At 66.8% G+C, this 14,597-nt stretch carries 8 protein-coding genes and 2 tRNA genes; 4 read left to right on the forward strand and 6 right to left on the reverse strand.

What is annotated here, in order from left to right; all coding sequences use genetic code 11:
* Positions 1-15 precede the first annotated feature (15 nt).
* The 4 genes from cydB to ACWV8V_RS08575 all read left to right on the forward strand — a co-directional run bounded on the left by cydB (position 16) and on the right by ACWV8V_RS08575 (position 1,655).
* Positions 16-1,170 (forward strand): cytochrome d ubiquinol oxidase subunit II, encoded by a 1,155-nt coding sequence (cydB, locus tag ACWV8V_RS08560; protein WP_121038151.1) that lies wholly within the window; start codon positions 16-18, stop codon positions 1,168-1,170.
* A gap of 30 nt (positions 1,171-1,200) precedes the next feature.
* On the forward strand, positions 1,201-1,314 hold the full coding sequence (gene cydX / locus ACWV8V_RS08565; RefSeq protein WP_019182852.1) for a cytochrome bd-I oxidase subunit CydX: 114 nt from the start codon (positions 1,201-1,203) through the stop codon (positions 1,312-1,314).
* Between the two features lie 48 nt (positions 1,315-1,362).
* Positions 1,363-1,439, forward strand: a tRNA-Pro gene (locus ACWV8V_RS08570).
* A 139-nt stretch (positions 1,440-1,578) separates the two neighbouring features.
* Positions 1,579-1,655: transfer RNA gene (locus ACWV8V_RS08575), tRNA-Pro, on the forward strand.
* 30 nt (positions 1,656-1,685) lie between these two features.
* On the opposite strand, the gene ACWV8V_RS08580 is transcribed toward ACWV8V_RS08575, so the two are convergent.
* From ACWV8V_RS08580 to ACWV8V_RS08605, 6 genes are read right to left on the reverse strand one after another with little or no spacing between them, the layout of a single operon-like run.
* A complete protein-coding gene (locus ACWV8V_RS08580; protein WP_455899463.1) occupies positions 1,686-2,102 on the reverse strand; it encodes a hypothetical protein in 417 nt (138 codons plus the stop codon).
* Positions 2,074-2,592 carry a hypothetical protein gene (locus ACWV8V_RS08585; RefSeq protein ID WP_259261518.1) on the reverse strand — a complete coding sequence of 173 codons (519 nt, stop codon included), beginning with the start codon at positions 2,590-2,592 and terminating at the stop codon, positions 2,074-2,076. The genes ACWV8V_RS08580 and ACWV8V_RS08585 overlap by 29 nt, the downstream gene beginning before the upstream one ends.
* 60 nt (positions 2,593-2,652) lie before the next feature.
* A complete protein-coding gene (locus ACWV8V_RS08590; protein ID WP_259261517.1) occupies positions 2,653-3,030 on the reverse strand; it encodes a hypothetical protein in 378 nt (125 codons plus the stop codon).
* Positions 3,031-3,071: 41 nt separating this feature from the next.
* Positions 3,072-3,473, reverse strand: coding sequence for a hypothetical protein (locus ACWV8V_RS08595; protein WP_259261516.1), 402 nt, complete (start codon positions 3,471-3,473; stop codon positions 3,072-3,074).
* A 16-nt stretch (positions 3,474-3,489) separates the two neighbouring features.
* Positions 3,490-12,468, reverse strand: a complete 8,979-nt coding sequence (locus tag ACWV8V_RS08600) for a two-partner secretion domain-containing protein (protein WP_455899464.1) — start codon at positions 12,466-12,468, stop codon at positions 3,490-3,492.
* Between the two features lie 55 nt (positions 12,469-12,523).
* Complete coding sequence (locus ACWV8V_RS08605; protein ID WP_259261514.1) at positions 12,524-14,272, reverse strand: ShlB/FhaC/HecB family hemolysin secretion/activation protein; 1,749 nt, start codon at positions 14,270-14,272, stop codon at positions 12,524-12,526.
* Positions 14,273-14,597: the final 325 nt, after the last annotated feature.

Genomic DNA, 14,597 nt, shown 5'->3' on the forward strand with positions numbered 1-14,597 from the left:
GGCAGGAGAACCCAGATGGAATTCATTGGACTCGATTACACCACGCTCCGCGTGATCTGGTGGCTGCTGCTCGGCATCCTGCTGATCGCCTGGGCGGTGATGGACGGTTTCGACCTCGGCGTCGGCACGTTGCTGCCGTTCGTGGCCAGGACCGATGACGAACGCCGGCTGGTGATCAACACCGTCGGCCCGGTGTGGGAAGGCAACCAGGTGTGGCTGGTGCTCGGTGGCGGTGCGATCTTCGCCGCCTGGCCGCCGCTGTACGCGGTCAGCTTCTCCGGCTTCTACCTGGCGGTGTTCCTGATGCTGTTCGGGCTGATCCTGCGCCCGGTCGCCTTCAAGTACCGCAGCAAGATGCCCGGCAAGCGCTGGCGCGAGAACTGGGACCGTGCGCTGTTCGTCGGCGGCCTGCTGCCGGCACTGATCGCCGGCGTGGCGGTAGGCAACGTGCTGGTCGGCGTGCCGTTCCACTTCGATGACAGCATGCGCATCTTCTACACCGGCACCCTGATCGGCCTGCTCAACCCGTTCGCGCTGGTGGCCGGGTTGGTCAGCGTGGCGATGGTGGTCTCGCACGGTGCCGCGATGCTGGTGCTCAAGACCGATGGCCCGGTGGCCGAGCGCTCGGCCCGCTACGGCAGCGTTGCCGCGGTGCTGACCTTCGTGCTGTTCGCCCTGGCCGGCGTCTGGGTGGCCTTCGGCCTGCCGGGCTACCAGATCACCTCGCAGGTGGTGACCGATGGCCCGACCAACCCGCTGCTGAAGACCGCGGCCGTCGGTGCGGTGGCCGGTGGCTGGCTGCGCAACTACCAGAGCATGCCGCTGACCCTGCTGGCCCCGATCCTCGGGCTGGTGGGTGCGCTGGCCAGCGCGGTGCTGCTGCGGGCCCGCCGTGGTGGCCTGGCCTTCCTGGCCTCGGGGGCCTCGATCGCCGGCATCATCCTGACCGTCGGCTTTGCGATCTTCCCGTTCCTGCTGCCCTCCTCCAGCCAGCCGGGCTCCAGCCTGACCGTCTGGGACAGCTCCTCCAGCCACCTGACCCTGGGGATCATGCTGATCGCCACGGCCATCTTCCTGCCGATCATCATCGCCTACACCTCCTGGGTCTACCGCGTGATGAAGGGCAAGACCACGGCCGAAGAGATGGGCGACAACCCCAACGCTTACTGACGCGCCCCACGGCGCCATAGGAGACTTACCATGTGGTACTTCGCTTGGATTCTGGGTGCAGGGCTGGCTTCGGTCGTGGCCATTCTCAACGGCATGTGGTTCGAAGCCCGCGAGCAGAGCCGTACGGATCACGAAGAAGGCTAAAAAAAGGTTGCCGATCGGGTCTTCACACCGTATCCTTGTCGGCTCCTTCGGGGTGTAGCTCAGTCTGGTAGAGCGCTACGTTCGGGACGTAGAGGTCGCAGGTTCGAATCCTGTCTCCCCGACCACTTCGGTGGTCGTATTGAAGCCTGGGAACACGTTTCCAGGCTTCTTTATCAAGGGCCGTGGCAACACGGCACCGAAGGCGAAAAACGCGATCCCCCCTTGCCGCCGACCGGCGGGATCGATACAATAGGCGGCTCCTTACGGGGTGTAGCTCAGTCTGGTAGAGCGCTACGTTCGGGACGTAGAGGTCGCAGGTTCGAATCCTGTCTCCCCGACCATTTGATGGTCACAATCAAGCCTGGAAGACATCACTGTCCTCCGGGTTTTTTTGTGCCTGGCGATTGGCAGGCCGGGTAGCGGCTGCGGATTTCCCCTTCGCAGCTGCCGGTGTAGCGGTAGCCTTGGCCGAGCATGCAGCGCTGCAGATCATCGAACGTGCGGCCCAGGGCCTGCTGGATCACCGCCGCGCTGGCCCCCTCCGCCGTGGAGACGTGGTAACCGCCATTGGCGGCCCCGCCACAATCGCGCCAATCGGCATCGCGGGCCGCGCGATCGTTGCCCGGCTTCTGCCAGGTATCGCGTGGCGGCACGAAGGTGCGGCCGACCGATGGATCGCCATTCATCCACATGCCGCCCATGCCGCAGGCGCTGAGGCTGAGGGCCAGGCACAGGGCGGTGACGGCGCGTGGGTGCAGCTCAATCGCACACGCCCTGCAGATATGCATCCGCCCGCGATGCGGGTGACGCGGCCGAGGGTTCGGGCGGGACCGCGCGGAACGTGATGCCCGACTGCTCGGCAGTACTTTGCAGCCCCTGCATCTTCGGCGCCTTGCCTACGACTGTCAGGGTCAGGTGCGAAAGGCGCTGCTGCTTGAAGGTATCAAGTGCCGACTGCACTGCCTTGCGCGTGACATCTTCGCTCTCACCGGCGACAACCAGGCGGGTCATCGGTGGTTCGGCGCCGCGGGCCATGAGGGCCTTCAGTTGATCCATCCAAGCGGCCTTGCCCACCACCGATCCCATCATCAGGTTGGCGATGCGGTTGCCCGCCGAGGGAATATCGATGTAGAACGCCGCGCATTCCGGCGACTGCGCTGATTGCGGCGATTCGGGTACCTCTGGATCGGCGAAGGCTGCGCCCACGATGCCCAGAAGACTCAGACACAGCGCAACGCGGACATACGATCCAGGCAATGAACGAAATGAAGACTGCATTCTTCTGGCTCCCAAGTAGGGGGGTGATCATCGCATAGGCATCGCAGACGCCTGTGCGGATCAGCGTTCCGGCACCGCACCGGCTGCGCGCTGGCACGCGGGGAACCTGCTGGGAATTTCTCCCTGGCAGGTACCGGTGTATTGATACTCCTTACCCATCATGCAGCGTTGAATCTGGTCGAATTTCTCACCGGAGCGCGCCGCCGTTTCGGCGCCTGTAGTGCCTGATACCACGGCATAGCTTCCCTTTTCCGTGCCGCCGCAGGACACCCAGTCGAGCTGACGCGCTTCAGGTGCTTTGGACATATGCTGCCAGTTCTCCATCAAGGAGGGCGGGTTGGCCAACCGCTGATACGCCGCTTTGTTGCAGTAGACCATCGGTGTCTGGGGGCCACAGATATGACCGTTGCCGATCGTGCAACCAGAGAGAAGCGCCATGGCAAGCGCCGCAGCAGCGCTTCTCATCGGGCTCATCGCGTTCAACGCGACGAGGACTGGCAGGCCGGATAGCGGCTCGGAATGTCACCTTCGCAGGTGCCGGTATAACGGTAGCCCTTCCCCAGCATGCAGCGCTGTGCCGCATAGAGCTTGTCGCGGGAGAGGTCCGCCGTTTCCTTGCCCGTAGCACCTTGCCGGTCGGGCGAGATGTTCCCACTGCGCTGCCCGCCGCACGCCTGCCAATCGGTGTCACGCGCCGAGGCGCCGGCGTCCGGCTTGCTCCAGTCATGGCCCGGCGGAACCAGGTGCGAGGTCGCATTGGGATTTCCATTCATCCACATGCCGCCGATACCACAGGCGGTGAGACCCGTGGCCAGGCACACCCCGAACACGACGCGAAAAACATGCTTGCCTTTCATTACCACCTCCTGGAAATCGTCCATGGACAGCGTGCCATCCTCACCGCGAAGCGCGTGCAAGGATGGAGATCGCTTCCCATACCTGCGGCGGAAGTGCCTTGGCCATCGCGAACGGCGCAGCCACCGGAATGGCCACCACGCTCCACCCTTCGTGCACCATCTTCAGTGGCGACGGGCGATCGCGGGTTGCATTGCCCTGCTCATCGTACAGGCCACCCCATTGGCCGCCGATCATGTCGTGCGGGCCGGCGAAGTACTCGATCAGCCTGTCCTGCCACGCACCAGACGCATACGGCGTACCCTTCAAGGTGCCCTCGATGCCTTGGATGCCACCGGTCAGCCCGCCCATGCCCTTGCCTGCCGGGCTCTGCAGAAACTCCGACAGCGTCATCTTCGCCTTGGCCGAATCCCACTGCACGCGCCCCTTGTCGTCCAAGGCGAGTGTCTTGCTGCCCGGCAGCGTCATGCAGCGTTCGTTGCTCTCCCCACACAGCTGATCCAGGTCAACGCGCGTGCCGCCCAGCTTGATCCCATCGCCGTCAACACCCACGCTGATCCCGTTGATGTTGTTGAGCACCGTGGGATCCTTCGAGGTCGGGTTGACCTCGGGATTGGCAGGGTCCACCACGCCGGCAAAGATGCTGGAATTGCTGATCATCTCCTGCCGCATCCAGTCCGCCGCACTGGCCAGCGCCTCCTTGGAGACCGCGCTGGTCGCCGAGCCGGTCACCGCGCCGATAAGGATGTTGAGCATCTTCTCCTGCGTGCGCAGTTCATCGGCTTCAGCCTGCAGCGCAGCCTTCTGCTCCGGCGTGTCGGCGTGCTCGTAACGCTCCTTGATGCTGGCGCCGCGGCTGGCCACATAGCTGCCCACGGCACTGTGCGCCTGCTGGGTGAACGCTGCGCTGATCTGCGCTTCGGCCTGCACCTTCTGCGCCAGTTCCACCGGATCCCAGTTACGGATCAGCCCGTTGGCATCGTCGCCACTGAGCACACCACGATTGAGGCTGGCCAGGGTGTCGTCGATGCTCTTGCCGGTCCTGGCCAGCTGCGCGTTGCCATCGGTGATAGTCAGCCCGCCTGCGCTGATGCCGCTGCGGGTGGTGCTGGCATCGCTGCCCGTGTCGCTGGCATAGCCGGGCGCGGCAGCGCTGGCATCGTTGCCATAGTTTTGCCAGGACCAGCTGCTGCCCTGCCCGGCCGCACCGGTGGACCCTGGCGTACCGTCGTTGCCACGGCCGCTGTTGCCGCCACTGGACGGGGCGCCGGTGCCGCTCTTGCTGAAGCCGCCGGACAGACTGAGGCTGCTGGCCTTGTAATCGCTGCGGTTGTCCAGATCGCGCACGCTCAATGTGCTGGTGATCAGCTGGTTGCGGCCGTCGGCGATGGCCTGTTCGCTGGAGGCGATCACGCCACCGATCAGATCGGTATTGCCGCCTACGCGTACCTGGTAGCCACCGTCGCCCGCCTTGATTCCGCTCTGCTCGACCACACTGGCGTAGTCACCATCCACCTTGGTGTTGCCGTAGCTGGCGCTGCCGGAGAAGCCCAAGCCGACCGTGACACTGCCGCCGACACTGGTGTCCTTGCTGTGGAAGGTGGAGGTGTCCTGCAGGCTCTCGATGTTGAGGTCACCGCCGATATCGCCGATCACCTGGCGGCCGCTGGCCACTGCGCCACGCAGGGTGGTGTCGCCGCCGGATTGCAGGACCAGCGTGTTGCCGGCGTTGACGTGGCTGTTGGTCCAGTTCACGTCGGTGCCCTCACCCTTGCCCTTGGAGCCACTGGCATTGGCGGTGATGCCGGCGCTGGCGCCACCGGAGCCGATGCTGATCGCCACGCCGACGCCGCCGCTGGCCGCGCTGCTCTTGCGATCGGTCTCCAGCGTGTTCTGCGCCGCCAGCAGGGCGATATCGCCATCGGCCCGCAGGTAGGCGTTGTTGCCGGCGTTGATGGTGCTGCCAATCACGGTCAGATCCGAGTCCTTGCCCGCGCCCGTGGCACTGATGCGCACGTCGCCACCCGCGGTGATGCTGGAACCGGCCGCGTTGTCGTGCGTGGTGGTGGTCTTGCTGTCGCTGCGTGCGCCGCCCACGGTGATGGAGATGTTGATGCCGCCCGCCGCGCCCGGATCGGCCTGCACCGCACCCACGGCTGCCGCCGTGTTGAGCACGGTAGTCGCTGCCGCCAGCGTTTTCATGCGGCTGTCGTCGGTCTGGCTGGCCGCCTTCTTCATCTGCTCGGCGCTCTGGATCGCCGAGATCACCGGCGCGGTCAGCGCCACCGTCAGGCCGGCCTGGCGGAACTTGTCCTCCTGGGTGGCGACGCCGGTCTCGCGGGCCTCCACGATGTCGACCTTGCGCGCATGGATGTCGATGTCGCCCTCGGGCGCGACGACGTGGCTGCCAACCTGGCGGTAGTTGTTGCCCGCCACCATCACCACGTTGCCCGCGGTGGAGCCGATGGTGGACGCCGCGGCACTGGTGCTCACGTCCTTGGCATCGCGGCTCTGCATCTGCGTGCCGACCGTGAACGCGACGCCGCCGTTATAGAGGAACCCGCTTTCGTCCTTGCGCTTGTAGTGGCTCTCGCCGCGCGTGTTGGTCGCCGCCTGCACGGTCAGATCGTTGTCGGCCAGCAGCACGGTGCCCGCATCGGAGACCACGTTGCTGCCGGTCACGGTGATGTTGTTGCCACGCACTGCCACCTGGTGCCCGCTGAGCGTGCTGGCGATGGCCTGGGTTTCTTCCAGGCTGTCGCGCGTGGTGTTGGTGGTGGACTTCAACAGCCCGCGATGGGTGTGCTTGCGGCCCTCGCTCCAGCTATTGCTCTGCTCGCCGCTGGCGATGCTGACGTCGTTGTCGGCCATCACCGAGATCGCGCCATCGCTGCTGTAGACCTGCGCGGCGCGCAGGTTCACGTCATGCCCGGCCTGCAGCTGCACTGCCCCAGCGGTATCGAGGGTGGTGCCGACCTCGCGCTCGTAGCCTTGGCGCAGGTAGTTGTCGTTGTTGCGGACGTTGTTCTCCTGGCGTGCTTCGGTGACCGTGCCCAGGGAGAGATCACGCCCCGCCGAAAGCAGGGTCTGGCCCTGTGCGCCGGTGTTGACCACCTGGGCGCCGTCCATGCGCAGGTCGCGGCCGGCCTTGGCCAGCAACGTGGCGCCCTGATCACTCACGAACAACCCGGCCACGCGGTCGATGTTGGTCCGGCTGAAGTCGCTCAATCCCGCCGTGTTCTGACCGCTGCGGGTGGTGGTGACCATGTTGAGATCACGGCCAGCGCTGGCGACCAGCACGCTGCGCGCATCGATCAGGCCGCCGAGGTTGTCCAGGTCGGTACGCGCATTGGCGCTGACCGTGTCACCGCTGATGCGGCCGTCGAGGTTGCGCAGGTTCTGCGCATCGATCTTCACCGCGGTGCGGCCAGCAATGGTGCCGCTGTTGACCAGATCGCCGCGCAGGTTCAGCTCCACTGAGCGGCCCGCCAGCAGCGTGCCGGTGCCGTCGATATCGCCGGGGCGCACGCGCACATACACCTGCGGAACGAGTGCGGTGGTGGTGCTGCCATCGGCCAGGGTGACGCGCTGTTCGACCAGCCAGACGATGTCGCTGGTGAGCTGGGCCATCTGTGCCGGGGTCAGCGCCACGCCGGGGCGCAGGCCCCATGCGTCGGCGACGGTGGCCGCGTTGTCGAGCAGCGCGCGGTACTGCGCTTCATCGTCGGCGTAGCCGTCCAGGAAGCGGCGGCCGGTGAGCTGGGCGACCTGATCGCGGACCAGCGTCTGCTCGTAGAACCCATCGCCCAACCGCTTCTGCACGTTGGCCGGGTCCACGCCCATCTTCTGCAGCAGATACTCCGAGCCGAGCCAGCTGCGGTAGTCGGCAAAACGCGGATCGGTTTCGACCAGATACTGGCCAGCATTCGGGCCGCTCTGGAACAGGCTGCTCTGCGGTAGTTCGGCCTCCACGCCGATGGTGCGGATCACGGTCGGCTGGTTACCCTCCGCGCCCTGCGCACCGGTGCCCGCATTGCTGCCCGGGCCCGCCATCGAGGCCACGCTGGCGCTGACCTCGGTCACCTGGCGCTGCCCACCGATGGCGCCGGCGTCGGCTGCGCCACCGACCTGCCCACCGACGGTACCGGTAGTGATGCCGCCCACCTGGTAGCCGCTGCCACCATCGCGGGTGTTCTGTTCGGTGCGGGTCACGCCCAGATTGATGGTGCGCACTTCATCGGCCGGGCGATAGGCGATCTTCCCGTCCCACTTGCGTTCGTGATAGCGCTTGAAGCCACCGCGCCAGCGGCTGTAGGTGTACTGGCTGGTGCCTTCCTCGCGCACGCGGTACTCGCCGAATGCATCGACGTTGCGCAGGTTGCCAAGGTCGCCCAGCAACGCGCCACCGGCCAGGATCTGGCTCTTGTCGTTGATCAGCTCATCGCCACGCAGGGTCATGTTGCCGCCCGAGATGATCCGGCCCGGCGCGCTGGAGGTGACCTGGGTTTCGTACTCGGTATGGGTGACGTCGTACTGGGTCCATGCCTTGACGTCGCCGCTGCCGTTTTTCCACCAGTACTTGCCGGCACGGCTCCAGCTGGACCAGGTGAACTCGCTGGCATCGTGCATGCCCGGCGTGCCCTTGGGCTGGATGTACAGCTTCTTGGTCGGGCCCACCACCATCACTTCAGTGGTGGCAAAGTGCTCGTTGCTGTTGAGCAGGCGCGTGGCGTCGATGCTCAAGCCACCCAGCGACTCGATGGTCGCGCTGGCGTTGTGCACCAGGCCGGCTCGACCGACCGCATGCCCCTGCGCGTCCAGCGCACCGCCGATGTTGAGTGCATTGTCGCCACCGCCGGCACTGAAGATCAGCGCCTGCTCGCGGTTGACCACGGTGCCGGCGCCGATGTCCAGGCGCTCACGCGCGGCAAGGGTGGCCGCGCGGGTAACGCCCTCCAGCGTTTCGTCACTGTTGACCAGGGTGTTGGCACCGATCGACAGGCGGTCGCCATAGATGCGACCGGTGCCGACGTTGAGGATCACATCGGCATCGACGCGGGTATCCACGCCGTCGATCAGGCCTCGGTTACCGAGCACGCCATCGGCGCGCACCTGCGTGCGGATGCCGCTGATCTCACCCGTGGCGAGGTTGTCGATCTGGCGTGCGTGCAGGTTCAGATCCCCGGCCTGCACCTTGCCTGCGTTGGTCCACAGCCCCTGCGTGGAAACGGTGGCCTTGCCATTGGCGGTGATCTGGCCATCGTTGCGGTAGTCCTGCTGCAGGGCAAGCACCAGGTCGCCCTGCGACAACACCCGGCCCGTGCCGTTGAGCGCGCTGGCATGCAGCGTCTGGTTGCCCGCCGACAGCAGCGTGCCGTCGGTGTTGCCGACCTGGCCGGCGCGCACGTCCAGACTGCCCGCCGAGGACACCAGGCCTTGCTGGTTGAACAGTGCATCGGTCGCCTGCAGCGCAATGCGCTGGTCGGCAGCGATCATGCCGCTGCTGTTATCGATCTGCGCGGCAGTGAGGTCCACGTTGCGACCCTGCAGCCCGAGCGCGGTGCCGCCGCCGCTCGTGGCGCGGTTGTCGATGCGCGCAGCCTGGGCGACCAGATCGCCACCGGCCACGGCCAGCCCGGCCTGGTTGACCAGCTCACCGCTCAGATCGAGGGTCAGATTCTGGGCGGCCTGGAGACGGCCACCGCTGTTGTCCACGCGCTGCGCCTGCAGCAGCAGCGAGGTGCCGCTGCCGACCTGCCCGCCGCTGCGGTTGTCCAGCGAGGCCAGTCGCGCGTCCAGCGCCGTCTGCGCCTGGACAAGCCCGGCACGGTTGTCCAGCTCACCGGCACGCAGGGTCAGCCCGGCACCGCTGACGATACCGCCACGCGCGCCCGCGTCGGTATTGCCCAGCCGCTGGCCGTGCGTATCGATGCTCATCCCGCCACTGGACTGCAGCAGGCCAGCGCGGTTCTCCAGCGCACCACTGCGGATATCCAGCGTGCCGGCGGTGGCGGCGATGATGCCTTCACTGTTGTCCACGCCGCCCAGACCCGTATCCAAGGCGACGGAGGCGCCGGCCAGCGTGCCACGCACGTTGGTCAGCCCTTGGCTGGTCACCGACAGCGCACGCTCGGCCTGGATCACACCGGCGGTGTTGTCGATATCGCTCGCACTGTCGAGCGTGACATCGCCTTCGACCGAGGCCAGGGTGCCCGCGTCACGGTTGATGATGCGCCTGGCCCGGACGTGCAGCGTGTCGTTGGCAGCGAGGGTGCCGGCGCTGTTGTCGAGGGCTTGGGAGACCGCCACGTCCAGCGTGTCGCCTGCGTTGACGGTGCCGCCGCGGTTGTCGAGGCTGCCGGCGCGCAGCTGCTGCGCACCACCGGAAGCGATCAGGCCACCCTCGCGGTTGTCGAGCAGGCCGTCCACGGCGAGCTGCAGTGCGCTGTCACCGGCTGCCTGGACCGTGCCAGCCTGGTTGTCCAGCTGGCCAGCCTGCAGTGTCAGGCCACCTGCGCTGGCCAGGGTACCGCGCTGGTTGTCGAGCGCGCCGCTCACCTGCAGCGTGGAGGCCGCACTGCCTGCCGCCAGCAGTCTGCCGTCGCGGTTGGAGAGGCTGCCCGCCTGCAGGGCGAGCGCACCATTGGCGATAATCTGACCGCTGTCGTTTTGCAGCGCGTGAGTCACGCGCAAGCCAAGTGTGTCGGTGCCGGTGGCGATCAGCTCACCCCGACGGTTGTCCAACTGCCCGGCGTCGATCTCCATGCGCACCGCCGAGGTGATACCGCCGGAGACGTCGATGCGCTGTCCCTGCAGGTGCAGCGCGCCGTTGCTCAGCAGCTTGCCGGCTGCCCCGGCCAAGGTCGCCGCGGTGATGTCCAGGCGGCCGCTGCCGGCCTGCTGCACCTGCCCAGCCGCGTTGCTCAGCAGCACAGTATCGATGGCCAGATCGCCGTTGCTGGCGAGCGTGCCACCGGTGTTGTCCAGCGCGGTCGTCGCCTCGATGCGGTTGGCCTGGCTGCCGGTCGCCAGCAACTGGCCGCCACGGTTGTCGAGCGTATCGACCTGGAGATCGAGCGTGCCGGCCTGCAATTCCGCCTGGCGATGATCGACCTGCCCTGCGCGCAGGCTGAGCGTGCCTGCGGTGGCGATCTCGCCGCGCTGGCCGTCCAGCGTGCCGATGGTGAGCTGCAGGCCATCGGTGCCGGCATGCATCAGCATGCCGTCGGTGTTGACCAGCACTGCACTGGTCAGCGCCAGTGAGGTGGCATTGCTGGCGAGACGGCCGTCGGTGTTGTCGAACGTGCCTTGCACCAGCAGTTGGGTGGGTGCAGTGCCGCTGTGGGTGATCGTGCCACTGTGGTTGGACAGCTGCGTGGTGCTTAATTCAAGGGCGCCGCCCACGTTCAATGCGCCGGCGTCGTTGTGCAGTGCCTGACCCTGCACGCGCAGGTCGCGCTGGGTGGTCAGCTCGCCCCGCCGATTGGACAGCGCGCCACCGTTCACGCTCAGGTCGCGCACGCCGATGCTGCCGCCGTCGTTGTCCAACTCACTGGCGCGCAGATCGATATCGCCACCGGCCAGCACCGCGCCGGCATCGTTGTCGAGCAGGCCGGCAATCATCACGCGGCCCTGCGCGAGCGGCGCGGTGGTCGGCGGAATCACCCCCGGCGCACTGCCGTCGGTGCTGCCGTTGCCGGTGCCCGGCGTTCCTGGGTTGCCCGTGCCTTCCGCCGTGCCTGGCGTCGTCGGTGCGGTCCCATCCTGCTGGGCCAGCGCGCCGATGCTGCCCTTGTCGCGGTTCTTCAACTGCCCACTCTCTACCGCCAACGCCTGCACACCCGCCTGCTCGATGCGCCCGTCGCGGTTGACCAGCGAGGCGGCTTCCACATCCAGACGAGTGCCGTTGAGCTGACCCCCCGTGTTGTCCAGATCCTGGCCGGTGCGCAGGTTCAACTCGCGACCCGCGCTGACCAGACCTTCATTGCGCACACCGCCGCTGGCCGCGATGCGTGTGTCGTCGCGCGCCTGCAGTTTGCCGGTGTTTTCCAGCCGGCCATCGACGGTGACCACCAGCTCACCGGTCTGCGCGCCGAGATTGCCGGCGTTGCGCACGCCCACACCATGCTCGGTGCCCATCAGCAGAATCTTGTTGGCATACATGCCGCCGAGCTGCGCGACGTCGAGCGCGTAGTGCGGCGCACTGCCTTCCGCGGCCTGCGCCTGCACGCGGCTCAGATCGGCGCTCACCGTATTGGCGCCGGTGGTGACCTGCAACTGCTGTGCCCACAGGCCCGCGTTGAGCTGCACCGAGCGCGCGATCAGATCGGTGTAGTCGACCCGGCTGGCATCCATGCCGGCGCCAAAGATGCGGATGGCACCGCCCTGCACGCGGTAGCCCTCCAACGCGCCGCCGTTGAACATCGGCGTGCCTGTGGTCAGGGTGATGCGGTTGGCGTTGATGAAGCCGCAGCCGTCGCAATCGATGCCGGCGGGATTGGCGATCACCACCTGCGCGCGGTCGCCGGCCACTTCCACGTAGCCGCGCAGCTGGCTCGGGTTGGCGCCGTTGACCTCGTTGAGGATCACCCGCGCGGTGCCACCGGCCAGCCAGGGATTGCCCTGTACCCAGCCGCCGAGCTGGGACTGCGTGTTGCCGCGCGAATTGTTGAGGATGGCGCCCTGCTGGTCGACATCGAAACGCTGGTAGGTATTGCGCGAGACACCCGCCGCACTGGGGGTCTGGATGTTGATCTGCGGCGTACCGTTGGCGGTTTCCAGCACGGTCGGCCGCTGGTTGCCGGGCGCATTCGGATCGGCCACCACCTGCGCCGCGGCCATGCCGGTCACCCCGACCCAGCCGAGCATCACCCACAACGCGAAGGCCATCGGGCGCAGTGCCGCCGTGCGGTCGCCATCCTGCCCGGTACCGGCTCCGCCGGGGCGCGGGGTGATTTCCGCGGCGACCTGCCAGAGCTTGAGGGCGTGGTTGAACACGAGGCGGTACAGATGCTTGTTCATGACAGTTCCTTTGTGTGCGTGCGGTCGGCGCGGCGCGCAGGCGCCAGCGCTGGAATCAGAACGACCAGCTCAGGGTGAATCCGGTGACGGTGTACGCGTTCTGGAAACCAGAGGGCTTGTTCAACGGGGCGCCGACGAAGCCGTCCCAGTACAGGCCGCGATAGGACCCGCGCAGGCCGATCACGGTGCCTGCCAGGTCATTGCCCAGCTGCCATTGCGTGGCGCTGCCGCCGACATGGCCGTAATCGGCGCCGACGTAGAACTCCTGGCCACCGCCGAGTGCCAGGCCGATGTCGTTGCGGATGAGCCAACCGCGCTCGCCCATCAGCGACATCTCGCCATCGAAGCCGCGCACGGTGTAGCGGCCACCGATCGCGAAGCGGTCCTGCGGCACCAGCCCGCCACGGTTCCACTGCGCGCGCCAGCTGCCGGTGTAGCGCAGGCGCTGCTGGCCAAGCTGGAACGGGACGCTCAGCTGCGCATCGGCGAAGTAGATCTTCGGGTGTGAAGTGGCTTCACCGAACAGCTCCTCGGGCGCTGCGATCGAGCCGAATGCCCCGGTGCCGCGGCGGAAGCCGAACGTGCCATCCAGCGTCGCCTGGCCGATGAAGTGACGGTGGTTCAGGCCGAGTTCCCAGCCGCCCATGCGCCGGCGCTGCACCAGGATTTCGGTGTCGTCGATGAAGTTGCGCGAGTCGCGCTCCCAGGCACGCAGGTACATGCTGGTCTTGCTGCTCGCAGTGCGGAACAGCAGGCGCGTGGCCCGTACTTCGGCGTTGTAACTCTCGCCGCTGTACAGATACGACTGCTGGTTGCCGGCCACGGTCTGCTCGTACTCGTAGCCGCTGCGGGTGGCGCCGAACAGCCAGTAGCCGACCGGCACGGAGTAGTGGAAGGTGAAGCCCTTGGTGCCGCGCTTGCCGCCGCTGAATACATCGTGGTTGAGGTTGACGTAGAACAGGTCGTTCTGGCGCAGCGCGTGGTCCAGCGACATCGTCGCGCCGGCCTGGGTCTTGCCGGTGGCCTTGCTGCCGGAATCGTCCAGGCTCAGGTTGAAGCGCACCAGCCGCTGCTGCGACCACTGCACGACCAGGTCGCTCTGCCCGGGCGCGGCATCGGCGCCTTCGGCCGGGCTGATCTGGATGTCGGCCTCGGCGGTCGGCACCCGCTTGAAGTTCTCCAGCCCCTGTTCGATGTCACGCAGGTTGAGCAGGTCGCCGCTCCGCGCCGGGATCGCGTTCCACATCGTGGCATCGCGGTGGGTGCCTTCGGCGAAGCGGATCTGACGCAGCGTGCCGGGCACCAGCGTCAATTCCAGCGCGCCGGTGGTCAGGTCCTGCGGCTGGGCCAGCACGCGCGTGGTGACGAAGCCGCGCTCCACGATGGCGTTCTGCACGCGCGACATCACCACGTTGATCCCGGTGGTGCCCAGACAACGGCCAAGCGCCGGATCGCCGTTGACGTTGGCCGCAGCCAACGCCCACTGGAAGCGTTCGGCCTGCTCGCCGCCCAAGCTGATGCGCTCGATCACGAAACACGGTGCCTCCTCCTGGGGCAGCCGCTCCGGGGCCGCCACCGGGGCGTCCTGCAGGCGCGCATCGGGCCGCGTTTCAAGCTGCTCGCGCAGCGCGCGTTCGCGCTCCTGCTGGCGGAGCAGTTCCTGATCAGGGGCCGGCAGCTGCTGGGCACTGGCCGGCAGACAGATCAGGGCCAGCGCGGCCGCCAGCGGGGCCAGAAGGAGGGTGCGCCGGGAAGCGCCATGAGAACCGGCGCGAGCCGGGGTGGGTAGTACGTGGTTTGGCATGCAGGATCTCGAACGTGGGCTGGCACGAACCATCGTTCGCTATAGACCGCCCCTATGGAGGCCCGCCAATTTAAGAGCTATTCGCGACATGAAAACCGTCAAAAACCCCACTCTCCGGGTAGGACAAGTACCCACCTGGATGTAGGTATTTTCCTAAATAGTCATTTTTTTGACGCAGCTCACATGGAAGGGGATCGCGCGACCCTTGTTGTGAACACGTTTTCACACGTAGCGCCTGCCGAAGGGATGATGAGGGACCTGCCGGTATCGAACCCGTACAATGCCCGGTCCTGGCCCCGCCTTCGGCGGCGGCCCAGTCCCCTAC

The organism is Stenotrophomonas sp. Ker107b (assembly GCF_053847245.1).

What these genes read in the sequence shown, in the direction of transcription:
- ACWV8V_RS08580 (WP_455899463.1), bottom strand. Translation starts at nt 2,102, where the DNA reads ATGCATATCTGCAGGGCGTGTGCGATTGAGCTGCACCCACGCGCCGTC.
- ACWV8V_RS08590 (WP_259261517.1), bottom strand. Translation starts at nt 3,030, where the DNA reads ATGGCGCTTCTCTCTGGTTGCACGATCGGCAACGGTCATATCTGTGGC.
- ACWV8V_RS08585 (WP_259261518.1), bottom strand. Translation starts at nt 2,592, where the DNA reads ATGCAGTCTTCATTTCGTTCATTGCCTGGATCGTATGTCCGCGTTGCG.
- cydB (WP_121038151.1), top strand. Translation starts at nt 16, where the DNA reads ATGGAATTCATTGGACTCGATTACACCACGCTCCGCGTGATCTGGTGG.
- ACWV8V_RS08600 (WP_455899464.1), bottom strand. Translation starts at nt 12,468, where the DNA reads ATGAACAAGCATCTGTACCGCCTCGTGTTCAACCACGCCCTCAAGCTC.
- ACWV8V_RS08605 (WP_259261514.1), bottom strand. Translation starts at nt 14,272, where the DNA reads ATGCCAAACCACGTACTACCCACCCCGGCTCGCGCCGGTTCTCATGGC.
- cydX (WP_019182852.1), top strand. Translation starts at nt 1,201, where the DNA reads ATGTGGTACTTCGCTTGGATTCTGGGTGCAGGGCTGGCTTCGGTCGTG.
- ACWV8V_RS08595 (WP_259261516.1), bottom strand. Translation starts at nt 3,473, where the DNA reads ATGGACGATTTCCAGGAGGTGGTAATGAAAGGCAAGCATGTTTTTCGC.